Source organism: Streptomyces sp. NPDC056061, assembly GCF_042266885.1.
In the GTDB taxonomy this organism is placed as follows: Bacteria; Actinomycetota; Actinomycetes; order Streptomycetales; family Streptomycetaceae; genus Streptomyces.
The window spans coordinates 283,329-307,805 of record NZ_JBHJWQ010000001.1 but is presented as its reverse complement, the minus strand read 5'-3'; the positions used below and the strand labels follow the sequence as shown (position 1 = coordinate 307,805).

Genomic DNA, 24,477 nt, shown 5'->3' with positions numbered 1-24,477 from the left:
CGAGCCCGGGCCCCAGGACGCGCCCTTGCGACCTGGGGAGTAGAGGGGCGGACCCCCGAGGTCGTTACGCCACCGTGTCCGAGGCCGCCATCGCCGCGCCCACGATGCCCGCGTTGTTCTGGAGTTCCGCGGGCACCATCTCGGCCCGGACGTGCTCGATCAGGGGCAGGAACTTGTCGGCCTTGCGGCTGACTCCGCCACCGATGACGAACAGCTCCGGCGAGAACAGCATCTCCACATGGCTCAGGTACTTCTGCACCCGGTGCGCCCAGTGGTGCCAGCTGAGCTCCTCGTCCTCCTTGGCCTTGGTGGAGGCGTGCTTCTCCGCGTCGTGGCCGTTCAGCTCCAGGTGGCCCAGTTCGGTGTTGGGGACGAGCTTTCCGTCGACGAACAGGGCGCTGCCGATGCCCGTGCCGAACGTCAGGACGATCACGGTCCCCTTGCGGCCCCGCCCGGCGCCGAACGTCATCTCCGCGATGCCCGCGGCGTCGGCGTCGTTCAGGAGAGTGACGGGGAGGCCGAGTCTGTCGCCCAGCATGCCCCGGGCGTCCGTGTCGATCCATGTCTTGTCGACATTGGCGGCGGTCCGGGTGCAGCCGTCGGTGACGACGCCGGGAAAGGTGATGCCCACCGGGCCCGACCAGTCGAAGCGGCCGACCACCTCGGCCACGCAGGCGGCCACGTCCTCGGGAATGGCCGGATGCGGTGTGAGTACCTTCTGGCGTTCCTGCGCCAGGTCTCCGCGGTCCAGGTCAACGGGAGCGCCCTTGATCCCGGATCCGCCGATGTCCACGCCGAAGATCTGCATGCAATCCACGGTACGGGCAGGTGGCCCGGCCCACTTCCCGAAGCACGGAACCGCCCACCCGCCCGCCGGACACGAGTCCCGACGCGTACGCGGGAACGGCGCGTGCGCCGGACGGCACCGCACGCAGGAACGGCACCGTACGCCGGAACGGCACGTACGCCGGAACGGCACGTACACACCGGAGCAGCGCGTGCACGCCGGAGCAGCGCGTGCACGCCGAAGCAGCGCGTACGCCGGGCCGATACGGGTGGAACCCCGGCACCGGCCGGGATTCCACCCGTCACTGCTGTCACTGCTCCATGAGCACTCCGGCTACTTCTCCGGCTGCTTCTCCAGCTCCGACTGCTTCTCCATGAGTGCCGCGGCCTCGCCGCGCAGATCGCGCCGGAGCTCCTTGGGCAGCGAGAACGTGATGGACTCCTCGGCCGCCTTCACGATCTCCACGTCCTCGAAGCCGCGCGCGGACAGCCACTCCAGGACGCCGTCGACGAGTACCTCCGGGACGGACGCACCCGAGGTGACACCGACCGTGGAGACTCCGTCCAGCCATGCCTCGTCGATCTCGTCGGCGAAGTCGACAAGATGGGCGGCACCGGCTCCGGCACCGAGGGCGACCTCGACCAGGCGGACCGAGTTGGAGGAGTTCTTCGAGCCGACGACGATCACCAGGTCGGCGTCCGTGCCCATCTGCTTCACCGCGGTCTGACGATTCTGCGTGGCGTAGCAGATGTCGTCGCTGGGCGGCGAGATCAGGAGCGGGAACTTCTCCTTGAGCGCGCCGACCGTCTCCATCGTCTCGTCGACGGAGAGCGTGGTCTGGGAGAGCCAGACGACCTTCGACGGGTCGCGCACCTCGACTTCCGCGACATCCTCCGGGCCGTCGACCAGGGTGATGTGGTCAGGGGCCTCGCCGGAGGTGCCGATGACCTCCTCGTGGCCCTCGTGACCGATCAGGAGGATGTCGAAATCCTCCTGCGCGAAGCGGACGGCTTCCTTGTGGACCTTCGTGACCAGCGGGCAGGTCGCGTCGATGGTGGCGAGCTTCCGCTCGGCCGCCTCCTGGTGCACGGTCGGCGCGACACCGTGCGCGGAGAACATCACGATCGAGCCCTCGGGGACCTCCGCCGTCTCCTCGACGAAGATCGCGCCCTTCTTCTCGAGCGTCTGCACGACGTACTTGTTGTGGACGATCTCGTGGCGTACGTAGACCGGGGAGCCGTACTGCTCCAGGGCCTTCTCCACGGCGATCACGGCACGGTCCACGCCCGCGCAGTAGCCACGGGGAGCGGCGAGCAGGACGCGGCGAGGTGTCGGAGCAGTCATGCGCACCATCGTAAGGCCGCGCCGGACGCGCGGAAGATCGACGGGCTCGCCAGACTGATGCGTACGCGATCGACGGAGGGCTCATGTCGGGGACCGGAAGCGGCGGCGGAGTCGACGGAACCGTGGAGGGACAGGGGGCGCACCAGGAGGCGGGGCGGCTGCGGCGCACGCTCGGCTTCCGGGATCTGGTGGTCTACGGGCTCCTCTTCATCGCGCCGATGGCGCCGGTCGGCGTGTTCGGCACGCTCGACGCGAAGTCGGGGGGCGCGGTCGCGCTGGTCTACGTCGCGGCGACCGTGGTGATGGCGTTCACGGCGTTCAGCTACGCCCAGATGGTGCGCGTCGCCCCGTTGGCGGGTTCGGTCTTCGCGTACGCGCGCAAGGGGCTCGGGGAGGGGGCGGGGTTCGTCGCGGGGTGGATGGCGATGCTCGACTATCTGCTGATCCCGGCCGTCGCCTACCTCTTCTCCGGGATCGCGCTGCACGCGCTCGTGCCGTCGGTGTCGCAGTGGGTGTGGACGGCGTTGGCCGTCGTCGTGACCACACTGCTCAATCTCCGGGGCGTACGGACCGCCGCCCGGGTCGGCTTCGCGGTCCTCGCGATGGAGATCGTGGTGCTGCTGGTGTTCCTGGTGTCCGCGGTGGTGGTTCTGGTGCGGGACGGGGCGCAGCGCGGCTGGCTGACCCCGTTCACCGGGGATTCCGGCTTCGCGCTGTCGGCGGTGCTGGGGGCGGTGTCGGTGGCGGTGCTCTCGTATCTGGGCTTCGACGCGATCGCGTCGTTCGCGGAGGAGGTGGCGGGCGGCTCGGAGAAGGTGTCGCGGGCGGTGCTGTTCTGTCTGCTGCTCACGGGCACGCTGTTCGTGGCACAGGGGTACCTGGCGGCGCTGCTGGAGCCGATGTCGTCGGCGGAGCTGGCCGCCGACCCGGCCGCGCAGGGCTCGGCGTTCTACGACGCGGTGGACGTGTCGGTCGGGAGCTGGCTGCACGATCTGGTGGCGGTCAGCAAGGCGATCGGGGCGGCCTTCGCGGCCCTGGCCGGGCAGGCGGCTGCGGGACGGCTGGTGTTCGCGATGGCCAGGGAGCGGCGGCTGCCGTCGGCACTGTCCAGGGTCGATCCGCGGTCCGGGGTGCCGCGGTTCGCGATCCTGCTGGCGGCGGCGGTGACGCTGGTGGCCGCGGTGTGGGCGGCACGGCGGCCGGACGGCCTCGATCATCTGGTGTCGGTCGTCGACATCGGCGCGCTGACGGCGTTCGTGCTGCTGCACGCGTCGGTGGTGGGGTGGTTCGCGGTGCGCCGGATGGAGGGGCCGCCGAGCTGGTGGCGACATGTGCTGGTACCGGTGGTGGGGGCGGGGGTGTTGGTCGCCGTGATCGCGGAGGCCACCGCGAGCGCGCAGGTGGTGGGGGTGTGCTGGTTGGGGGTGGGGCTGGTGGTGCTGGCCGTGCAGTGGGGGCGGCGCCCGATCTGACGGACGAGGTGCCCGGCCTGACGGGCGAGGTGCCCGGCCTGACGGGTGAGGTGCCCGGCCTGACGGACGGGGGTCCGGGGAGCGGTGGGGGTCCGGGGAGCGGTGGGGGTCCGGGGAGCGGTGGGGGTCCGGGGAGCGGCCTGATCGCCGGGAACCCGGGAGGCGGCAAGGTGCCTGGGAATCCGCCGGACCGGATGCCCCCGGCGGCCGGGAACCCGAGAACCGGCCGGAACCCGGGAACCGGCCGGAACCCGGGAACCGGCCGGATCGGATGCCCGGGAACGGTCGCGTCGGATGACGTGTGCGTGGCCGGTTCGCCTGGGCGGCCGTTTGTCGGTGCGGGCGGATACGCTCCCTCGCATGGCTCTCCAAACGTCCGCGGAAGCACCGCTGCCCGTCGGTGAGGTGTCCCGGCTCATCGGCGGCTGGATCGACCGGCTGGGCGCGGTCTGGGTCGAGGGGCAGATCACCCAGCTGTCCCGGCGGCCGGGTGCCGGCGTGGTGTTCCTGACGCTGCGCGACCCGTCGCGGGACGTCTCGGTGGGCGTGACGTGTTTCCGCCAGGTCTTCGACCGGATCGCGGACGTGGTGACGGAGGGGGCGCGGGTCGTCGTCCTGGCGAAGCCGGAGTGGTACGCGCCGCGCGGGCAGCTGTCGCTGCGGGCCACCGAGATACGGCCGGTGGGCGTCGGTGAGCTGCTGGTCCGCCTGGAGCAGCTGAAGAAGTCGCTGGCCTCGGAGGGCCTCTTCGCACTCGACCGGAAGAAGCCGCTGCCGTTCCTGCCGCAGCTGATCGGCCTCGTCTGCGGGCGGGCCTCGGCCGCCGAGCGCGATGTGCTGGAGAACGCCCGTAGGCGGTGGCCCGCGGTCCGGTTCGAGGTGCGCAATACGGCGGTGCAGGGCGTGCACGCGGTCAATCAGGTGGTCCAGGCCGTGAAGGAGCTCGACGATCTCCCGGACGTCGACGTGATCGTCGTGGCGCGGGGCGGCGGCAGCGTGGAGGACCTGTTGCCGTTCTCGGACGAGCAGCTGATCCGTACGGTCGCCGCATGCCGCACGCCGGTCGTGTCCGCGATCGGCCATGAGCCCGACTCCCCGCTGCTCGACCTGGTCGCGGACCTGCGTGCCTCGACACCGACGGACGCGGCGAAGAAGGTCGTGCCCGATGTCGGCGAGGAACTGGACCGGGTGCGGCAGCTGCGGGACCGCGCGCTGCGAACGGTCCGGGGACTGTTGGACCGGGAGGAGCGGGGGCTGGCGCACGCGCTGGGACGGCCGTCGATGGAACGTCCGCAGCGGATGGTGGACGAGCGGGCCTCGGAGATCGACGCGCTGGTCGGGCGGAGCCGCCGGGTGCTGGGCCACTTGCTGGACCGGGCCGATTCGGAGCTCGCCCACACCCGGGCGCGCGTGGTCGCGCTGTCGCCCGCGGCAACGCTGGAGCGCGGATACGCGGTGCTGCAGCGGGCGGACGGTCATGTCGTACGGACCCCCGAGGACGCCGGCCCGGCGGGCGATGTGCTGCGGGCCCGGGTTTCGGGGGGCGAGTTCGCGGTGCGGGTCGCGGAATGAGCGTACGGGCGCCGGTGCGCGGCGGTACGTCGCACGGCGCTCGGCCGCGCCTCCGACGGAACCGTATCCGGCATCTGGCATCCGGCATCCGGCGACGGAACGGAAGCCGGATACCGGTCCCACAGCAACGGAAGCCGGTCCCGCAGCCGAGACCGGCAGCGGGACCGGAACGCAGACGAGGCGGAGCACAGCCGTCCGGCAGCCGCTGCCTCGCCGGCGAACGACGACGTCAAGGGCCCCTGGTGGGCCGGAACATAGGGTGATGAACATGACGGACGACGGAACCACGACGGCGGGTGCCACGGGCACGCTCGGATACGAGCAGGCCCGTGACGAGCTGATCGAAGTGGTACGACGCCTGGAGGCGGGCGGTACGACGCTGGAGGAGTCCCTCGCGCTGTGGGAACGGGGCGAGGAACTGGCGAAGGTCTGCCGGCACTGGCTGGAGGGCGCACGCGCACGCCTGGACGCGGCCCTGGCAGGGCCGGCCGAACCGCGGCAGAGCGGCGACGCCCCCGGTGAGATCGGCGGGGGCACGGCGGACGACGACTGAGGCCCCGGCGCCCCGGGCCCTTTCGCGTCCTCGGCTCTTTCTCGCCCCCGGGCCCTTTCGCGTCGCCCGCTCTTCCTCGCCTCCCCGGCTCTTCCTCGCCCCGGCCCCTTCGCGTCCCCGGCACATTCGAGTCCGGAAAGCGGTCCGAACACGGCCCGGAAAGCGGTTGAAACACGGCCCGGGACGCGGCCCGGGATGCGTGTCCGTTGTGGAAGAGATCACTCCACTTCGTTTTAGTTGAAAGTTAACCTACATCTCCCGTACGGTGTTCGGCGTTGCTCGATCCACGCGTAAGCCCGGAAGGTAGACCGCACCATGTCCCTCGTTCTTGATTCCGCCGCCCAGGACCTCCTTTTCCGTGAGGCCCGTACCGCCAACACCTTCACCGACGAGCCGGTGACCGAGGAGCAGGTCCAGGCGATCTACGACCTGGTCAAGTACGGTCCCACCGCGTTCAACCAGTCGCCGCTGCGCGTCGTCCTGGTCCGCTCCGACGACGCCCGCGCGCGCCTCGTGAAGCACATGGCCGAGGGCAACCAGCCGAAGACGTCGACCGCCCCGCTGGTCGCGATCCTGGCCACCGACAACGAGTTCCACGAGGAGCTCCCGGCGCTGCTGCCGCACTTCCCGCAGGCCAAGGACGCGTTCTTCTCCGAGCGCCCGGTCCGTGAGTCGGCCGCCACGCTCAACGGCGCCCTGCAGGCCGCCTACTTCATCATCGGCATCCGCGCCGCCGGTCTGGCCGCAGGCCCGATGACCGGCTACGACGCCGCGGGCATCGAGAAGGAGTTCCTGGACGGCGACCACAACGTGCTGATGGTCGTCAACATCGGCAAGCCGGGCGAGGACGCCTGGTTCCCGCGCCTGCCGCGCCTGTCCTACGACGAGGTCGTCACCACCGTCTGATCACGTCACCGCGGACCATCCCCCGCGGACGCCGTCGGCACAGCAACGCCCCCGGGGACGCCGTCGCCACGGACCCGAAGAAGGCCCCGGAACAGCACTCATCCCGTTGCTGCCCCGGGGCCTCTTCCGTACACGTCGACACGCACCGCGCGGACTCGGGGAACCGTCGCCCGGACCGGCGACGGGCACGCCGCGCGAACCTCAGGACGCCTTCAGGGCCGCGGCCATCTCCGCGAGCCGCTCCGTCGAGGCGGACCCCGTGACCACGGTGGTCACGTCCTTGCCGTGACGCACGAGGGCGTCGTACTTGTCGCCCTTCCAGTGCTGCCACGCCTCACCGGCCACCTGCTGTGTACGCCCGGTGTCCTTGGCGTCCTGGCTCACCTCGGTCACGTACTTCTTCGCCTGGGACGTGGACTGCTCGACGGCGACGTACTTGCCCTCCGGGTCGAGGAAGCCCAGGTGCCAGCTGTTGCCGGCCTCGCTCTCGTAGCGGACAGAGGTCGGCTTCCACTCCTTGGCCAGCCCGTCCGGGGCGACAATGGGATACGGCGCAGCACGCCGCGCCGTCAGGAGTTCCACCCGGTAGTCGATCGCCTCGACCGGGTTTGCGTTCTCGTCGTGCGGAACGAAGATGTAAACGAACCCTGCCGCGGCGGTGGCCACCGCCATCGACAGGAACATCCCCCGCACCGTCTGCTTGCCTCGCTTGCTAGCCACGGGTCCATGGTCGCATCAGGGCCGTCGGCCCCACTCCTCGGGGCGACCCGCTCAAAAGTGACCCGGTCTGCTCATAATATCGATCTGGCGATAGAGTCACAGCACCCTCTTCCGGTCGTCGCCGTACAGAAAGGTGCGCTCCGATGCCCGAGCATCATCTGCCGTCTCAGCTCGAGGTCTCCCCCGAGGCCCCCGACCGCAACCTCGCCCTGGAACTGGTCCGGGTCACCGAGGCCGCCGCCATGGCGGCGGGGCGCTGGGTCGGCCGCGGCGACAAGATCGGCGCCGACGGTGCCGCCGTGAAGGCCATGCGGACCCTCGTCTCCACCGTGTCGATGAACGGTGTCGTCGTCATCGGCGAGGGCGAGAAGGACGAAGCCCCCATGCTGTTCAACGGCGAGCACGTCGGTGACGGCACCGGCCCCGAGGTCGACATCGCGGTGGACCCGATCGACGGCACGACCCTGAACGCCAAGGGCATGCCGAACGCGATCGCCGTACTGGCCGCCGCCGACCGCGGCGCCATGTTCGACCCGTCCGCGGTCTTCTACATGGACAAGCTCGTCACCGGGCCCGAGGCCGCCGACTTCGTCGACATCAACGCGCCCGTCTCGGTGAACATCCGCCGAGTCGCGAAGGCGAAGAACTCCGCCCCCGAGGACGTCACCGTCGTCGTCCTCGACCGCCCCCGCCACGAGGGCATCGTCAAGGAGATCCGGGAGACCGGCGCCCGGATCAAGTTCATCTCCGACGGCGATGTCGCCGGCTCGATCATGGCCGCCCGCGAAGGCACCGGCGTGGACCTGCTGATGGGCATCGGCGGCACGCCCGAGGGCATCATCTCGGCGTGCGCCATAAAGTGCCTCGGCGGCGTCATCCAGGGCAAGCTCTGGCCGAAGGACGAGGCCGAGCGGCAGCGCGCCCTGGACGCCGGGCACGACCTGGACCGGGTCCTGTCCACCGACGACCTGGTCAGCGGCGACAACGTGTTCTTCGTCGCGACCGGCATCACGGACGGCGAACTGATGCGTGGTGTGCGGTATCGCGCGGAGACGGCGACCACCGAGTCGATCGTCATGCGGTCCAAGTCCGGCACGATCCGGAAGATCGACTCGACGCACCGGCTGTCGAAGCTGCGCGCCTACAGCGCGATCGACTTCGACCGCGCGCAGTAGTCCCACCCCTGCGAGAAGCAGTCCCGCCCCCCCTGAACCGCGGCAGAACCGCGGCAGGACCGGGGCGGAACCCTGTCAGGCCCCTGGCAGAGCCCTGGCAGAACCGCGACCGGTCCGCCCCGCGGACAGGACCACAGCCCCGTTCCGTGGACCTGTACCGGTGGATCCCCTCTGCGGATCCGCCCCGAAGGGCCCGGGGGACGTACGCGAAGAGGCGCCCCGTATGTGCGGTGGGGCGCCTCTTCGCATGCACGGCCCCTGCTCCGCCCGCACCGGGGACGCCCGTCGCCCGGCCGGGAGACGTCCCGGGCCCAGGAACCCGTCGGTGCGCTCCCCGTCGCCCGCGCCGGTGCCGATCGATTCCGGCGTGCCCCCGCGGCTCCGCCGTACCCGCAGTTCAGCCCGCTGCGGCGACGCGGCCCGCGGCCGGGGAGGACGCAGCCGACGCCTTGAGCTCCATCTCGCGGCGCCTGCGGCGGGCGAGCACCACACGGCGTTCGGCGGCGGTGAGGCCACCCCACACGCCGTACGGCTCCGGCTGTATGAGCGCGTGCTCCTGGCATTCGACCATCACCGGGCAGCGTGCGCAGACCCGCTTCGCGGACTCCTCGCGCGCGAGTCTGGCAGCGGTCGGTTCCTTCGACGGCGCGAAGAACAGTCCCGCCTCGTCGCGGCGGCACACCGCCTCCGAGTGCCAGGGGCCGGCCTGGTCCTCCCGAGCGGGGGTGCGCTGGGGAGGGACGGCGGCGACCTGCAGGGGCTGATGCGGCGGTTGCAGCACGGTCTACTCCTGACGACGGCTTCGCGAGCGAGCGGCGATGGAGCAGTCCCTACCCGCTGTGCGTACGCCTATGCACTGAGTGGCCCCCACTTCCAGGCTGCGGAAGTGCGTACGGTCGGGAGTTTGGCTGGATCTCGAAGGCGGTCCGGCAGAGGCTCGAAAGGGGTCCGGCAGAAGCCGGAAAGGGGCACGGCAACGGGCCGAAACGCGACCCGGGAGCCCCCGGAGAGCTGCCGGGAACACGGGTGCCAGGGGCGTTCCGAAGGGGGCGGGCCGGAAGCGGACGGGCCCGGGGAAGGCGGGCCCGCAGAAGAGGCGGACCGGAAGCGGCACCGCTCACCGCCCGGCATCGGCCCGGGTACCCGGCCTCAGCCCAGGTACTTGCGCATGCGCTTCTGGAGGTCGGCGATGAACTTGCCGCGCTTGGGCCTCGCCTCGACGCTGCCGAGGACCGCGTACCCGTTGACGACGACCACCGGCGCCTCGGGATCCTCGGATTCCAGCGTGGCAACCTCGAAACTGCCCAGGACCCCGGTGCCGTTGCCGCGCAGGGAGACGTTCTCCGGGACTCTGATGTCGACGCTGCCGAAGATGGAGGTCGCGTTGATCACCGTGAGCCTCTGGCCGAAAAGCGCCTCGGTCAGATCGATCTCCACGCTGCCGAAGACCGAGAAGGCGTTCGTGCGGCCGCTGACCCGCCAACGCCCCCTGCGCGTCGAACTGCTGAAGACCGCCACCAGGTTCTCGGCCGGCCCGGCCGGGTTCTCCTGGTCGTGGGTGCCGGGCACGGCACTCCGGCCGGAGCCGCCGGGCACGGGCAGGTCGCGCACCAGTGGTTCGAGTTCACCGACGGTCTTGGCGCGGTAGACCGCGTCGATCCGCTCGGAGTGCTCCTCCGCGGTGAGCCGGCCCTCGGCCAGGGCCTCGCGCAGAATGTCCGCGATCCGGTCGCGGTCCGCGTCGGAGGCGCGGATACCGGCCGGTTCGGCCGAGGCTACGGGCTGCTGAGGGTGCTTTTCGAGGTCCACCGCCCCAGGGTACCGAAACGCGATAGATCGCGACTAGCCCCTGCCGTACCCCGCCGTGTCGCCCCGGCGCCGACCACCCCGCACACTCCGCCCACCCCGCCTCCCGGCCCCCGCCGCCCTGCTCGCCCGGCCTCATCTCACCCGCCCGCCCCGCTCACCGGTCCCGCCCTGCTCGGGGGCGCCGCGCGCGCGGACCGTCCGGACTGAGCCCTACCTCACAGCTTGGGCCTCGGTGCGCCGTTCTACCCTGGTGGATGCGCTGCCCGAGGGAGGCCAGCCGCCGTCTGCCGAGTGAGGAATGGCCGTAATGCCAGAGTTTGCGTACTCCGATCTGCTCCCCCTGGGAGAGGACACCACGCCCTATCGTCTGGTGACCTCCCAGGGTGTCTCCACCTTCGAGGCCGACGGCCGTACGTTCCTCAAGGTCTCCCCGGAGGCGCTGCGCACCCTGGCCGCCGAGGCCATGCACGACATCTCGCACTACCTGCGCCCCGCCCACCTGGCGCAGCTGCGGCGGATCGTGGACGACCCCGAGGCGTCGTCCAACGACAAGTTCGTCGCGCTCGACCTGCTGAAGAACGCGAACATCGCCGCCGCGGGTGTCCTGCCGATGTGCCAGGACACCGGCACCGCGATCGTCATGGGCAAGCGCGGGCAGAACGTGCTCACCGAGGGCGGTGACGAGGAGGCGCTGTCGCATGGCATCTTCGACGCGTACACCAAGCTCAACCTGCGCTACTCACAGATGGCCCCGCTCACCATGTGGGAGGAGAAGAACACCGGCTCGAACCTGCCCGCGCAGGTCGAGCTGTACGCCACCGACGGCGGCGCGTACAAGTTCCTCTTCATGGCGAAGGGCGGCGGCTCGGCCAACAAGTCGTTCCTCTTCCAGGAGACGAAGGCCGTGCTGAACGAGACCTCCATGATGAAGTTCCTGGAGGAGAAGATCCGTTCGCTGGGCACGGCCGCCTGCCCGCCGTACCACCTGGCCATCGTCGTCGGCGGCACGTCGGCCGAGTTCGCGCTCAAGACGGCGAAGTACGCCTCGGCGCACTACCTGGACGAGCTGCCTGCCGAGGGCTCCCCCACCGGTCACGGTTTCCGGGACAAGGAGCTGGAAGAGAAGGTCTTCGAGCTGACGCAGAAGATCGGTATCGGCGCCCAGTTCGGCGGCAAGTACTTCTGCCACGACGTGCGTGTGGTCCGCCTGCCCCGGCACGGCGCCTCGTTGCCCGTCGCGATCGCCGTGTCCTGCTCGGCGGACCGTCAGGCCGTCGCGAAGATCACCGCCGAGGGCGTCTTCCTGGAGCAGCTGGAGAAGGACCCGGCGCGCTTCCTGCCGGACACCACCGACGAGCACCTGGACGAGTCGGGCGACGTCGTGCGGATCGACCTCAACCGGCCCATGGACGAGATCCTGGCCGAGCTGACCAAGTACCCGGTCAAGACCCGGCTCTCGCTGACCGGCCCGCTGGTCGTGGCCCGCGACATCGCGCACGCCAAGATCAAGGAGCGGCTGGACGCGGGCGAGGAGATGCCGCAGTACCTGAAGGACCACCCGGTGTACTACGCGGGCCCGGCGAAGACGCCCGAGGGCTATGCCTCCGGTTCCTTCGGTCCGACGACGGCGGGCCGGATGGACAGCTACGTCGCGCAGTTCCAGGAGGCGGGCGGCTCCAAGGTGATGCTGGCCAAGGGCAACCGCTCCAAGCAGGTGACCGACGCGTGCGACACGCACGGCGGCTTCTACCTGGGCTCGATCGGCGGCCCGGCGGCGCGCCTGGCGCAGGACTGCATCAAGAAGGTCGAGGTCGTCGAGTACGAGGAGCTCGGCATGGAGGCGGTGTGGAAGATCGAGGTGGAGGACTTCCCCGCATTCATCGTCGTCGACGACAAGGGCAACGACTTCTTCACCGAGCCCGCCCCGGCGCCGACGTTCACCAGCATTCCGGTGCGCGGCCCCGGTCTCGCCTGACACCGACGGTCCCTCGGGGCGCCTTCCGGTGGTACGGGTCCTGCCCGCACCACCGGAAGGCGCCCCCTTTTTCACCCTCATGGGCAACTTTCACCCTCGTGGGCGACGCGACCCACTGCCCATGCCCATCGGGCCGACCCATCGCTGGTGAGCAACGGGCCCGGCCCGTACCCGCCGGCACCACCCCGCGCCGGAGCACTCATCCGACGCCCGCCCCGCGCCGACGTACTCACCCACCGCACGCGCCGTCCCGGCGCCCGTTCGTGACGGTCGGTAGCCGCGGCGGGCGGTCACGGTGCCGGTCGGCAGTCGTGACGGCAGTGGCCACAAGGGGTTCGCGTACGACGAGTTTCAGCCATTCTTGAGGCGGTCGACGCGGGACCGGCCACCGGCCCCGGCACGGGCGCACCGGTCCGGTCCGCGCAGCCGCCACCGGCCCTCCCTCGCTCACCCGGCACGGGCCCCGTACAGCCCCGCCCACGTCGGCCCGGGGCGCCCCGACGGCCGGTCCGCCACCGCCGCTTTCACGCAGCGGGCCGCTTCGGGGACTTGCGTCGCCCCGGGCCTCTGCGGTGGGTTGTCGGAGTTCCCGGCGCACTCGGTGCTCCGCGTGCGCGGGGAATCGGGACACCGTGCCGGGGAGACCCGAACCGGAACGGGCCCCGGGGAGTCAGCAGTACGGCCCGGGCAGTCCAGAGTTCAGCCGCCACCCCCACACCCCGGACACCACGCCCGGTCCGCAGCGAGCGGCCGGGCGTGGATCCGGGCACCCTCACCACACCGTCGAACACCGGAAAGGCGGACGCCGTATGACGCCGCTTCCCCACCGCAGTCACGCCGACGACCTGCTGTCCTTCATCCAAGCCAGTCCTTCCCCGTACCACGCGGTCGCGAGCGCCGCCCAGCGCCTGGAGAAGGCCGGCTTCCGCGAGTTGCGCGACACGGACGACTGGACGGGCACGACCGGCGGCAGCTTCCGCACCCGCGGCGGTGCCCTGATCGCCTGGTACGTCCCCGAGGATGCCCCGGCGCACACCCCGTTCCGGATCGTCGGCACGCACACCGACTCGCCGAACCTGCGGGTCAAGCCCACCCCCGACACCGGGGCGGCGGGCTGGCGGCAGGTCGCCGTGGAGGTGTACGGCGGTGTCCCGCTGAACACCTGGCTCGACCGCGATCTCGGCATCTCCGGCCGGCTCGCGTTGCGCGCACCCGGCGGCGGGGTCGAGTCACGGCTGGTCCAGATCGACGAACCGCTCCTGCGGGTGCCCCAGTTGGCCATTCATCTGGACCGCACGGTCAACGAGGGGCTGGCTCTGGACCGGCAGCGCCATGTCGCCCCGCTGTGGGCGCTCGGGGCGCCCGAGGAGGGCGCGCTGCTGCGGCGGGTCGCCGAAGCGGCCGAGGTGGACCCGAGCGAGGTCCTCGGCTGGGACCTGATGCTCCACGACGTCCAACCGCCCGGATACCTGGGCGCGGACGGGGAGTTCGTGGTGTCCGCGCGGCTGGACAACCTGGTGTCGGTGCACGCGGGCGTCACGGCCCTGGTGGCCGCGGCGACCGCGGACGAGGAACCGGCGTACGTTCCCGTCCTCGCGGCGTTCGATCACGAGGAGGTCGGCAGCGGTTCGGAGACGGGCGCCCAGAGCCCGCTGCTGGAGCGCGTCCTGGGCCGGTCGGTCACGGCGCGCGGTGGCGATTCGGAGGACTGGTCCCGGGCCCTGTCCGGCGCCTTCTGCGTGTCGTCCGACATGGCGCACGCCGTCCACCCCAATTACGCGGAACGGCACGATCCGGGCCACCACCCCCTGCCCAACGGTGGGCCCACGGTGAAGGTCAACGTCAATCAGCGGTACGCCACGGACAGCACCGGCATGGCGGTGTTCGCGTCGGCGTGCGAGCGGGCGGGGGCTCCGTGGCAGCCGTTCGTCTCCAACAACGCGATGCCGTGCGGCACGTCCATCGGCCCGCTCACCGCGGCCCGGCTGGGCGTCACGACGGTCGACGTGGGGGTGCCCGGCCTGTCCATGCACTCGGCGCGTGAACTGTGCGGTGCCGCGGACCCCGGTCATCTTGCCGCCGTCCTGAGCGCGTTCATGACCTCCGGCTGACCCGGCGGGGGGAGCGCGGCGGCCGAAGGGGCGGAACGGAGAAACGGAGAAGGGGCAGGACGGCCGAAGGGGCGGGGCGGAGAAACGGAGAAGGGTGCGGGACGGCCGACACCGCCCCGCGCCTCCCTCGTCGCCGACACCGCCCCGTCCCCTTCGTCGCCGACGCGGACGCCCTGCGGCGCCGCGCCGGCCTCATGTCACTGCGTCTGCCTCATGCCACCGCGCGAACCGGAAGCGGGGCGGCGTCATGCGAACCGCTGCTTCGCGCCGCCGTCGCAGTTCTGCAGCTTCAGCGGGTCCTGGGCCGCCGCCAGGGTCAGGCACAGCCCGGTCGAGGCGGCCGGGCGCAGGGTGCCCGACTGTTGGACGAACTTCTGGTTGGCCACGCCGGAGCAGTTGTACAGGATGAGCGTGGCGCCGGCCTTGTAATCGGCACCCGGCACGTCCAGGCAGCGGTCGTGGCTCAGCTCCGTGCGCAGGGTCTGTGTGCCGGAGTCGTACCACCAGCCCTGGTTGCGACCGCCATGGCACTCCCAGCCGCCGACCTTCGTGTCGTTGCGGGTCACCGAGGCCGGGGCGTCCAGGCAGGTGCCCGTCGCCTCGTTCCTGAGGGGCTTGAACACGTCGTCCCACGCCACCGGCCGGAGCACCGGCTTCCCGGTGCTCGCCGGGTCGGCACAGCTCGCCTCGCGCAGGCCCGAGTCGTAGATCTGGGTCAGGCAGGAGGCGAAGGCGGTGTGGCCGCGCGCGTTCGGGTGGAAGGACTGCCGGAGGGAGTTGGAGTCCGGCGGGAAGTGCGACAGGTCGATGTAGAGGCCGCGGGCCCAGGTGTTCTCGCTGCACACCTCGTGGCCGTGGAAGAGCCGGGAGTTGTCCAGGTAGACGGCGCCGGTGTCGGCCGCGGCCTTGCGCATGCCGCGCTCGAAGGTGGGGACTGCCACGTCGCGGCCCCAGGCGGCGTCGGAGTCGTATCCGGCGCAGCCGCCGGGCAGCTTGCCGGGGAAGCTCGGGTTGTCGTAGAAGTCCGGGCCGATCGGGCTCGGGTAGCCCATGACCACGAGCTTGTAGTCGCCGTTGCCGTACCCGGCGTCCGACATGACGGTCCGCAGGTCGCGCACCGTCTTCTCCACCTTGGGCACGAGGCCGTCGACGCGCGCCTGCCAGCCGCCCTCGTACTTCGGCTGGCAGGTGCCCTGGGAGAGCACCCAGCGCGTGACGCAGTCCGTCATGACCGGGCCGAACTGGAGGTCGTCGTTGGCCCCGGCGACGAGCACGATCATCTTGATGCGGGTGTTGCGGGCCTTGATGGCGAGGTTGTCGCTCTGCACGAGCTCGTCGGCGTACTGCTTCGAGCCGCCGATCACGATGTTGCCGGTGTACGCGCCGGAGCAGGAGACGTTGTACGTGACGTCGGCCTGGATGCCGGTGCGGTGAATGGCGGAGTCCGGTGAGCGGTGGCACCAGTTGTCCGGGCCGTTGGTGCCCGGCTCGTAGGTGCCGACGCCCTCGCCGGAGATCTCGCTGTCGCCGAGCGAGATCAGGCCGGTCTTGCGGTCGGCGAGGGGCCGCTCGGCAGGGTCCCCGTACAGCCGGGTGGCCTCGGCGGCGCGGATGGCCTCCAGCTCGGGCGACAGGGGGGTGGATGCGGTAGTGCTGGTGCCGGACCGGTCGGCCGCTCCGGCCTGTCCTGCCGCCGCGGCCATGCCGCCGAATGCCGCCGCCATGGCCGCGGCGGTCGCGACCGTACGACGGAGTCTGTGCCTGGTGCGCCTCATGGGGCCTCCCCGGTCGCTGCACGGGGTACGGGGGTCGTCCCCCGGGGAAATGCAGCACCCCCGGTATTTACTGGTCGGTAGGCGACTTGGGAATAGACAGAACCAGACAAGTGCTCAACTTTTTCAGGAGGTTGACCCCATGAACGACACACAGGCCCCCGTACCGGACCCCTCACCCGCCGACTCGGCCGGCCCGGCTCCCACTCTTGAATCCGGCTCCGGCTTCCGTGTGGAGCACGACTCGATGGGCGAGGTGAGGGTGCCCGCGGACGCCAAGTGGCGGGCCCAGACGCAGCGCGCGGTGGAGAACTTCCCGGTCTCCGGGCAGCGGCTGGAGCGGGCCCATATCGAGGCCCTGGCCCGGATCAAGGCGGCGGCGGCCGTGGTCAACGCCGAACTGGGGGTGCTCGACCCCGAGCTCGCCCGGTCCGTGCGGGAGGCCGCCGAGGAGGTGGCCGAAGGGCGCTGGGACGCCCATTTCCCGGTCGACGTCTTCCAGACCGGGTCCGGCACCTCGTCCAACATGAACACCAACGAGGTGGTGGCCACCCTCGCCACCGAGCGCCTGGGCCGCGAGGTCCATCCGAACGACCACGTCAACGCCTCGCAGTCGTCCAACGACGTCTTCCCGTCCTCCATCCACATCGCCGCGACCGCGGCCGTCACCCATGACCTCGTCCCGGCGCTGGAGCACCTGGCCGCCGCCCTGGAACGCAAGGCCGCCGAGTTCGCGACGGTCGTGAAATCGGGGCGCACCCATCTCATGGACGCCACGCCCGTCACCCTGGGACAGGAGTTCGGGGGGTACGCGGCGCAGATCCGGTACGGCGTCGAGCGGCTGCGCGCGTCCCTCCCCCGCCTCGCCGAGCTGCCGCTGGGCGGCACGGCCGTCGGCACCGGCATCAACACCCCGCCCGGCTTCTCGGCCGCCGTCATCGCCGAACTCGCCCGCTCCACCGGGCTGCCGCTCACCGAGGCGCGGGACCACTTCGAGGCGCAGGGCGCGCGGGACGGGCTCGTGGAGACGTCGGGCCAGCTGCGCACCATCGCGGTCTCGCTCACCAAGATCTCCAACGACGTGCGCTGGATGGCCTCCGGCCCGCGCACCGGGCTCGCCGAGATCGCCCTGCCCGACCTCCAGCCGGGCTCGTCGATCATGCCGGGGAAGGTGAATCCGGTCGTCCCGGAGGCCGTGCTGATGGTCGCGGCCCAGGTGATGGGGAACGACGCAACGGTCGCCGTGGCGGGCGCGGCGGGCAACTTCGAGCTGAATGTGATGCTGCCGGTCATCGCGAAGAACCTGCTGGAGTCGGTCCGGCTGCTGGCCAACGCGTCCCGGCTGCTCGCGGACCGCACGGTCGACGGCATCACCGCGAACGCGGAGCGGGCCAGGGAGTACGCCGAGTCCTCGCCGTCCGTCGTGACACCGCTGAACAAGTACATCGGATACGAGGAGGCGGCGAAGGTCGCCAAGAAGTCGCTGGCCGAGCGCCGGACGATCCGCGAGGTCGTGCTGGAGTCGGGCTACGTCGAGCGCGGCGACCTGACGGTGGAGCAGCTGGACGAGGCCCTGGACGTGCTGCGCATGACCCGTCCGTGACCTGCGCCGCGCGGGCGCCCGGTCCCTTCAGGACCTGCCCGGCGGACGAGGACGGACGGGCCCCGGCGTCCGGTGCCGCACATCGCACCGGACACCGGGAAGTCCTGGTGTCTCTGCGCTTTCGAGGACGTCGAGACGGCTCGGACGGAGCACATGCCGACTCGCGACGGTATCGACCACGGCCCCGTCGGCCACGGGCAAATGAACCAATGCTCCGATTCACGTACGAGGATGTCGGGCACCCTCCCGGCGCCGGCGCTCACCGCTGTGTTCACCACATGGGACGCCTGTGCCATGCCTCTGGTCTCCGAAGAAGCACGATGCCTGCGCGTTTGATCGCACTCGACGATCCGGGGATCATGACCCGCGATTTGGTTCCTGGAGCATCTTGGGACCAGGAGTGCGGGGCACGGGGAGGATGCGCTGATGGCGTGGGACGAGTGGGAGCAGCTCAAAAGCGATGTGGCAGCGCGATCGAATCAGATGGTGTTGAACCAGCATCCGGCCGATTCCGGCAGCACGCCCGGGTCCGATGCCTCAGCCGATCTGAAATCGAACAAGAGGGCTTGGGCGAAGGCAGGCGATGACACCAAGGGCCTCGCCGAGCAGATCGGTCCCGCGTTGACGAGACTTGAGGACGGGCAAGCGGGGCTGGACAGCTCAACCGACTGCCGGAGCGCAGTCGCACAGAAAGAGCTGTACGCCTCCTGGAGCAAGTGCGCAAAGGCTGTACGCGAACGCTGCAAGTCCCTTGGTGGGCTGCTTGAGTCTTCAGGGCATGACCTGTCGATGACCGATGAGTCGCTGAAGTCCGAACTGGACGCGATCAGGCACACGGACACCCGCGCCGTTGGCGGTCAGCCGAAGGGGAAGTGACTGGGCACATGGATCCTGCAACATTAAAAGCGCTCAAGCCGTCGGAGTTCGAGAAGGCCGCGGACGCATACCGGGCGACGGACGAAATGGCCAATGCGGCCAGAGACGCCATCGACAACCGGATCGCCTTGGGGATACGCAACCAGCTTGAGGGCGCGGCCGCGAAGGCCGCTCTTCGGGAGCTGGCCGAGTTGGCGAAGAACTTCCACTACATGCAAACCGAATGCGCCCTGGTGAGCACTGCACTGAACGGCTTCGCATTCGATATGGCAGCTGCCAAGCGAAAGCTTGACGCAGCGATCGAGGATGCGCGGGCGAACCACTGCACAGTGAACACAGATGGTTCGGTCAGCTTCCCGGCAGGCAGAAAGCCCGGCGAGGAGAAGGACGCCGAGGGCGGCACAGTGACTGGTAGCGCCGGCGGCAGCCCAACCTCCGAAGCGCTGGATCGCCAGGCGGCGAGCATCCACCCGAACCCTCACTACGGCGCGGCGCTCGGCTATGCCGATCGGGTAGCAGATGTCTTGAAAGAAGCCACTGACGCAGACGCCAAGTGGGCGCCAAAACTCCGCGCCCTCAAGGCCGACGACGACCTCGTAGTCTCGGACCGAGATTGGGTGGACGTGAAGTCCGACCGGGGTGGAGTACTAACGGCCGCCGCCCCCTACCTGGACAGCATCAAGGCCCCGCCGAAGGAAGCCACACCTGAAGAGAATGCGGAGTGGTGGAGCAATCTCACTCCAGAGCAGCGAACTGACTACCTGGCCGTCCATCCAAATTCCATCGGATCGATGAACGGCCTCCCGTCCGACGTTCGTGACGAGGCGAACCGCATGGTTCTGAACGAGACGAAGGCTAGATACCAACTGGACTTGGATGCCATTCCGAAAGAGCCGACCAAGTTCCGCCCGAACCCCAGCGGCGCTTACCCCGCTGTCGTATTCACCCAGGAGTGGCGGGAGTGGCAGGACAAGTACGGAAGCGAGAAGGCGAGGTTGGAGGGCGTGATGAAAGGAATGAACGCCATCCAGGATCGCTTCGACCGCACAGGCAAGGACGGGCTTCCCGAAGCCTACCTGCTCGGCTTCGATCCCACCGGCGCCGGGGACGGAAAGGTCATCCTCGCCAACGGAAATCCAGATAGAGCCGATCACGTAGGCATCTACGTTCCCGGTACGTTCGCCGGCATAGAATCCATCGGCGGCGGCGGGGACAGCCATGGAGACCTCGGCCGCAGCGAACGGCTCTGGGCCGAGAGTCACCGTCTCACTCCCGGCCAGAACGTCTCCACCATCACCTGGCTCGACTACAACGCACCGGACAGCATTCTTCCGGAGGCTACACGCGGGCAGTACGCGGACGAGGGCGGCCCCCGACTCCATGAATTCCTGCAGGGGAACGGAGCCGCTCAGCAGACTGCCGACGGCACTCGCGCGCACACCACTGTAATCGGGCACAGTTACGGCAGCACCGTGGTCGGCGTCTCAGCACAGTCGGGTAGCTGGAAGGACCCTCAGGCCGCCAACGACTTCGTCTTCGCGGGCAGTCCGGGTGTCCAGGCGGATCACGCGGCGGACCTTGGTGTCGGGGCCGACCACGTGTGGGCCATGGGTGCCCCCTGGGACGATCAGGTGGTCCGGCAGGGCGGCCGGCTGATGGGACTCGGCGACAACGGGGTCATCCCCACCGACAGATCCTTCGGCGGGAACATCATGAAGAGCGACTCCGGCGGACACACCAAATTCTTCGACGACAACTCTCTTAGCATGCGCAATCAGGCAGCCGTCATCGCCGGCCAATACGACAAGGTGCAGCTTGAATAGGCGATTTTCGAAACTCGGGTCCATTATCGCGACGTGCATGCTGGCGATGGCGTGCTCGAACGGAAAAGAGGCGGCGGTGAAAACACAGGACAGCGATACGGTGAAGGCGAGCGTCGAGAAGACGTCCAGTCGAATCCTCGAAATCCTCGGCGTCAAGGGGAAAGTCACGGACACGGGCGCGATGACGTCGCGGTGCTCGGACTACGACGCCGACGAGGACGTCTACCGCGCACGCCACCCCTGGAGCATCTACAAGGCTCCCTTCGCGGAAATGCAGCGGGGCATGGACCGCTTGCGCGTCGAACTCCCGAAAGATGGCTGGAAGATCATCCGGGACGGCCCGGACGGCAGCAAGGCCGAGAGCCCGCAGATCGTCGCGGAGTCCAGGGGGAGCGAATTCGCGGTCGACATACGGCTGCACAGGGCAAGCAAAGTCGGAAACGCCCCGGATCTCCTGGAAGTCACCGTCGAATCTGCTTGCTACCGGTCCAAATAGCTCGCCGCGAGGCAGGAGCACGGGCTTCGGCCGCTTCCCCCCCTGCCGTCACATCTCGGTGCCGAGGCCGCTCACCCCGGACTCCGCCTCCCATCGCCCGCTCGACCCGCGCGGGCCCACGCCCGCCACCGGCTCGTGCGCGGCCGGGAGTCGGGAGGGGGCGACTGCCGTCGCACACCCGCCGGAGGTTGTGGGGCAGTCCTCACAGCCTCGTCGGCGGCGGCAAACGGCCCCGCCCCTGCACTGCCGCCTCCGTCGTCGGCGGCGGTCGCGATGGCTCCACGTCATGCCCTCCTCCGCCGTGCGTCCGGAGTCCCACGACGCCGCTCGCCGATCCCCTCTCCATCGCCGGTGACGTCGTTAGGATCTGCCCATGGCAGGCACGGAGTACCCCGAGTGCATCGAGCACTGGACGCCGGGAGATCACATCCTGTGGCGCTACCGCGGCAACGTCCCCGCGCCGCGGAGGGCGGATGGCGGGCCGGACCGTATCCCGGGACCGGTGCACATCTGTCGCCCCGTCACCGTCGTCCAGGACACCGACGAACTGCTCGCCGTGTGGGTGGCGCCCGGCACGGAGTGCGTGAAGCCGGTACTGGCGGACGGCACCGACGTGCACGACGAACCGCTCGTCACCCGCTACACCGCCCCGCGCACCACCGCCCGCTCGGCCTGGCTCGGCAATGGCGTGCTGAAACTCGCCCGTCCGGGTGAACCGTGGTCGGTCTGGCTGTTCTGGGAGACCGGCTGGCACTTCCGCAGCTGGTACGTGAACCTGGAGGAACCGCGCACCCGCTGGGCGGGCGGTATCGACTCCGAGGACCACTTCCTCGACATCTCCGTCTACCCGGACCGCAGCTGGGTCTGGCGCGACGAGGACGAGTTCGCCCAGGCGCAGCGGGTCGGCCTGATGGCCCCGGGGACCGCCCGGCAGGTGCGGCAGGCGGGTCTTGCCGCCGTCGAGGTGATCCAGGACTGGGGCACCCCGTTCCGCGACGGCTGGGAGGACTGGCGGCCCGATCCGCGCTGGCCGGTTCCGACGCTCCCGGATGACTGGGACCGTACCCCCACCCCCATGGCGTCATGAGACCCTTGTCGCACCCCAGGGGGGCAACCGTAGGATCGTCCTCCGAAGTGCTGTACCGCTCCAACCGGTGCGTGCGGCACAGGGCCTGACCACAAGTCATCGCACGAGCATCACGCACTGCATGAGCTGTACGAATCGCACATCAGTCGCATGAGTCGTTTGAGCCACTACGAGGGGGTGGAGACGTGTTCGATGTCCCCCGCCCCGCCACCGGAAACGTTGTCACCGAACTGTTCCTCGGGCATCCGGTTTCGGCCCCTCGATCGGGGGCATCCGGTGACAGCCGTTGTTTTCGCCGCTCTCGCCGGGGCAAAGTAGCGCCCCACGAGGTGACTGCCTCATACAACCGGCCCGGACGGACGGAACCCCACGCGTGACGGAGCATCCCACCTCCCACGAAGGCCGGCAGCCTCTCGCCGCCCGGCCGCAGGAACGTGCCCGGCCCCGGCAGCAGGACGCCGCGCCGGCCGTCGCCCATGCCGCCGCCGCGATCCCCGGTCCGGCCGCCGCGCCGGGCCCGGCGCTCACCGGCCCCGCGGGGCTCGACCCGCAGGCCGCGGTCCGGCGCGAGGGCGACCGGCTGCGGTTCGTCGGGGCGGCCACCCGCCGGATCGCCCGCGGCATCGATCTCGACGAGATCGTGCTGGGCCTGTGCCGGGCCAGCGTGCCGACGTTCTCCGACGCCATACTGGTCTACCTCCGCGACCCGCTGCCGGTCGGCGACGAGCGGCCGGTCTCCCCGTTCGTACTGCGGCTGCGCCGCTCGGACCGGCTGCGGCTGCACGAGGAGGAGACCGACGCCTCGTCGGAGATCGAGCGCCTGCGGCTGCCGGTCGTCGACCCGCACGGCGATCTGCCGCCCGCGGCCGAGCTGTGCGAGGTCCGCTCCGGCGGCGCGCTGTCCGAGGTGCTGCGCGGAGTGCGCCCGGTCTTCGGGGACTCCGCGGCGGCCCGTGCCGCCCTTCCCGAGTTGCTGGGCGCCGACCGGACGGTGCCGACCGGGCACCGCGCGATCCTGGCCCCGCTGCGCGGCCGACGGCGGGTGATCGGCGCCGCCGTATTCCTGCGCGGTCCGGAGCGGCCGCCCTTCGAGGCCAACGACCTGCTGGTCGCCGCCCAGCTGGCGACGCACACCGCGCTCGGCATCGACAAGGCCGTGCTGTACGGGCGCGAGGCTTACATCGCCGACGAGCTCCAGCGCACCATGCTGCCCGACTCGCTGCCGCAGCCGACCGGGGTGCGGCTCGCCTCCCGCTACCTCCCGGCCGCCGAGACGGCCCGGGTCGGCGGCGACTGGTACGACGCGATCCCGCTGCCCGGCAGCAGGGTCGCCCTGGTGGTCGGCGACGTCATGGGGCACTCCATGACGTCCGCCGCGATCATGGGCCAGCTGCGCACCACCGCACAGACGCTGGCCGGTCTGGACCTGCCGCCGCAGGAGGTGCTGCACCACCTCGACGAGCAGGCGCAGCGGCTCGGCAGCGACCGGATGGCGACCTGCATGTACGCGGTGTACGACCCGGTCGCGCACCGCATCACCATCGCCAACGCCGGGCACCCGCCGCCCGTCCTGCTCCATCTGGGAGGGCGGGCCGAGGTGCTGCGGGTGCCGCCCGGCGCACCGATCGGGGTCGGCGGGGTGGACTTCGAGGCGGTCGAGCTGGACGCGCCCGCGGGCGCCACGCTGCTGCTGTACACCGACGGTCTCGTGGAGTCCCGGCTGCGGGACGTGTGGACCGGGATCGAGATGCTGCGCGAGCGGCTCGCCGCCACCGCGCGGCTCACCGGCCCGGACCACTCGCCGCCGCTGGAGGCGCTCTGCGACGACGTCCTGGACATGCTCGGCCCCGGCGACCGGGACGACGACATCGCCCTGCTCGCCGCCCGGTTCGACGGGATCGCGCCGAGCGACGTCGCCTACTGGCACCTGGAACCGGAGGAGACCGCCCCGGGCCGGGCCCGCAGACTGGCCCGGCGGGCGCTGAACCGCTGGGGGCTGGACGAACTGTCCGACTCGGTGGAACTGCTGGTCAGCGAGGTGGTCACCAACGCAGTCCGCTACGCGGAGCGACCGGTGACACTGCGACTGCTCCGCACCGACTTCCTGCGCTGCGAGGTCGGCGACGACGCCCCGCAGCTGCCCCGGCAGCGCCGGGCCCGCGACATGGACGAGGGCGGGCGCGGCCTGTTCCTGGTGAACCGGCTGGCCAGGCGGTGGGGGGCGACGCGGCTCTCGACGGGCAAGGTGGTCTGGTTCGAGATCCCGACCCGGGGCCAGTAGCCGGACGGCCGGGGCCGGTGGTCCCGGCCCCGTGCGAGAAGAGCCCTGCACGGACGGTAGCGAAATGTTGCCGACCTCCTGTCGGCGGAGTTGACTTCAGTCGTGAACGAGGCGA

The 24,477-nt window shown here is 70.5% G+C and carries 19 protein-coding genes; 13 read left to right on the top strand and 6 right to left on the bottom strand.

The window, feature by feature from the left end; translation table 11 throughout:
- Positions 1-64 precede the first annotated feature (64 nt).
- Entirely contained in the window at positions 65-808 is a 744-nt protein-coding gene (ppgK, locus tag ACFC79_RS01410; RefSeq protein ID WP_376233614.1) for a polyphosphate--glucose phosphotransferase, read from the bottom strand.
- A gap of 312 nt (positions 809-1,120) precedes the next feature.
- Complete coding sequence (locus ACFC79_RS01405; protein WP_376233612.1) at positions 1,121-2,140, bottom strand: 4-hydroxy-3-methylbut-2-enyl diphosphate reductase; 1,020 nt, start codon at positions 2,138-2,140, stop codon at positions 1,121-1,123.
- Positions 2,141-2,214: 74 nt separating this feature from the next.
- On the opposite strand from ACFC79_RS01405, the gene ACFC79_RS01400 reads away from it, so the two are divergent.
- The 4 genes from ACFC79_RS01400 (at position 2,215) to ACFC79_RS01385 (ending at position 6,634) form a co-directional block, all read left to right on the top strand.
- Positions 2,215-3,603: an APC family permease gene (locus tag ACFC79_RS01400; RefSeq protein WP_376233610.1), complete on the top strand. Its 1,389-nt coding sequence runs from the start codon at positions 2,215-2,217 to the stop codon at positions 3,601-3,603.
- 360 nt (positions 3,604-3,963) lie between these two features.
- Complete coding sequence (gene xseA / locus ACFC79_RS01395) at positions 3,964-5,175, top strand: exodeoxyribonuclease VII large subunit (protein ID WP_376233608.1); 1,212 nt, start codon at positions 3,964-3,966, stop codon at positions 5,173-5,175.
- Between the two features lie 268 nt (positions 5,176-5,443).
- Positions 5,444-5,728, top strand: coding sequence for an exodeoxyribonuclease VII small subunit (locus tag ACFC79_RS01390; protein ID WP_376233605.1), 285 nt, complete (start codon positions 5,444-5,446; stop codon positions 5,726-5,728).
- Positions 5,729-6,043: 315 nt separating this feature from the next.
- Complete coding sequence (locus tag ACFC79_RS01385) at positions 6,044-6,634, top strand: malonic semialdehyde reductase (protein ID WP_376233602.1); 591 nt, start codon at positions 6,044-6,046, stop codon at positions 6,632-6,634.
- A gap of 201 nt (positions 6,635-6,835) precedes the next feature.
- On the opposite strand, the gene ACFC79_RS01380 is transcribed toward ACFC79_RS01385, so the two are convergent.
- On the bottom strand, positions 6,836-7,354 hold the full coding sequence (locus tag ACFC79_RS01380; RefSeq protein ID WP_376233599.1) for a DUF4245 domain-containing protein: 519 nt from the start codon (positions 7,352-7,354) through the stop codon (positions 6,836-6,838).
- 143 nt (positions 7,355-7,497) lie between these two features.
- Between ACFC79_RS01380 and glpX the strand changes: the two genes are divergently transcribed.
- Positions 7,498-8,529 (top strand): class II fructose-bisphosphatase, encoded by a 1,032-nt coding sequence (glpX, locus tag ACFC79_RS01375; protein ID WP_376233597.1) that lies wholly within the window; start codon positions 7,498-7,500, stop codon positions 8,527-8,529.
- A 397-nt stretch (positions 8,530-8,926) separates the two neighbouring features.
- Here glpX and ACFC79_RS01370 read toward each other — a convergent pair whose 3' ends face one another.
- Positions 8,927-9,310, bottom strand: coding sequence for a WhiB family transcriptional regulator (locus ACFC79_RS01370; RefSeq protein ID WP_376233595.1), 384 nt, complete (start codon positions 9,308-9,310; stop codon positions 8,927-8,929).
- Between the two features lie 368 nt (positions 9,311-9,678).
- Positions 9,679-10,338 carry a DUF1707 domain-containing protein gene (locus ACFC79_RS01365; RefSeq protein ID WP_376233593.1) on the bottom strand — a complete coding sequence of 220 codons (660 nt, stop codon included), beginning with the start codon at positions 10,336-10,338 and terminating at the stop codon, positions 9,679-9,681.
- 307 nt (positions 10,339-10,645) lie between these two features.
- On the opposite strand from ACFC79_RS01365, the gene ACFC79_RS01360 reads away from it, so the two are divergent.
- Entirely contained in the window at positions 10,646-12,313 is a 1,668-nt protein-coding gene (locus tag ACFC79_RS01360; RefSeq protein ID WP_376233591.1) for a fumarate hydratase, read from the top strand.
- A gap of 809 nt (positions 12,314-13,122) precedes the next feature.
- On the top strand, positions 13,123-14,424 hold the full coding sequence (locus ACFC79_RS01355; protein WP_376233589.1) for a M18 family aminopeptidase: 1,302 nt from the start codon (positions 13,123-13,125) through the stop codon (positions 14,422-14,424).
- A 245-nt stretch (positions 14,425-14,669) separates the two neighbouring features.
- Here ACFC79_RS01355 and ACFC79_RS01350 read toward each other — a convergent pair whose 3' ends face one another.
- Complete coding sequence (locus ACFC79_RS01350) at positions 14,670-16,199, bottom strand: ricin-type beta-trefoil lectin domain protein (RefSeq protein WP_376233587.1); 1,530 nt, start codon at positions 16,197-16,199, stop codon at positions 14,670-14,672.
- A 139-nt stretch (positions 16,200-16,338) separates the two neighbouring features.
- On the opposite strand from ACFC79_RS01350, the gene ACFC79_RS01345 reads away from it, so the two are divergent.
- From ACFC79_RS01345 to ACFC79_RS01320, 6 genes are all read left to right on the top strand, one after another.
- Complete coding sequence (locus ACFC79_RS01345) at positions 16,339-17,799, top strand: class II fumarate hydratase (protein WP_376233584.1); 1,461 nt, start codon at positions 16,339-16,341, stop codon at positions 17,797-17,799.
- A 426-nt stretch (positions 17,800-18,225) separates the two neighbouring features.
- Positions 18,226-18,675 carry a hypothetical protein gene (locus ACFC79_RS01340; protein WP_376233581.1) on the top strand — a complete coding sequence of 150 codons (450 nt, stop codon included), beginning with the start codon at positions 18,226-18,228 and terminating at the stop codon, positions 18,673-18,675.
- An 8-nt stretch (positions 18,676-18,683) separates the two neighbouring features.
- Positions 18,684-20,498 (top strand): alpha/beta hydrolase, encoded by a 1,815-nt coding sequence (locus ACFC79_RS01335; RefSeq protein WP_376233579.1) that lies wholly within the window; start codon positions 18,684-18,686, stop codon positions 20,496-20,498.
- 37 nt (positions 20,499-20,535) lie between these two features.
- Complete coding sequence (locus ACFC79_RS01330) at positions 20,536-20,994, top strand: hypothetical protein (protein ID WP_376233577.1); 459 nt, start codon at positions 20,536-20,538, stop codon at positions 20,992-20,994.
- A gap of 373 nt (positions 20,995-21,367) precedes the next feature.
- The gene (locus ACFC79_RS01325) at positions 21,368-22,081 is read left to right on the top strand and encodes a DUF402 domain-containing protein (protein ID WP_376233575.1); all 714 of its coding nucleotides are present in this window, start codon (positions 21,368-21,370) and stop codon (positions 22,079-22,081) included.
- Positions 22,082-22,454: 373 nt separating this feature from the next.
- A complete protein-coding gene (locus ACFC79_RS01320) occupies positions 22,455-24,362 on the top strand; it encodes a SpoIIE family protein phosphatase (RefSeq protein WP_376233574.1) in 1,908 nt (635 codons plus the stop codon).
- Positions 24,363-24,477 lie beyond the last annotated feature (115 nt).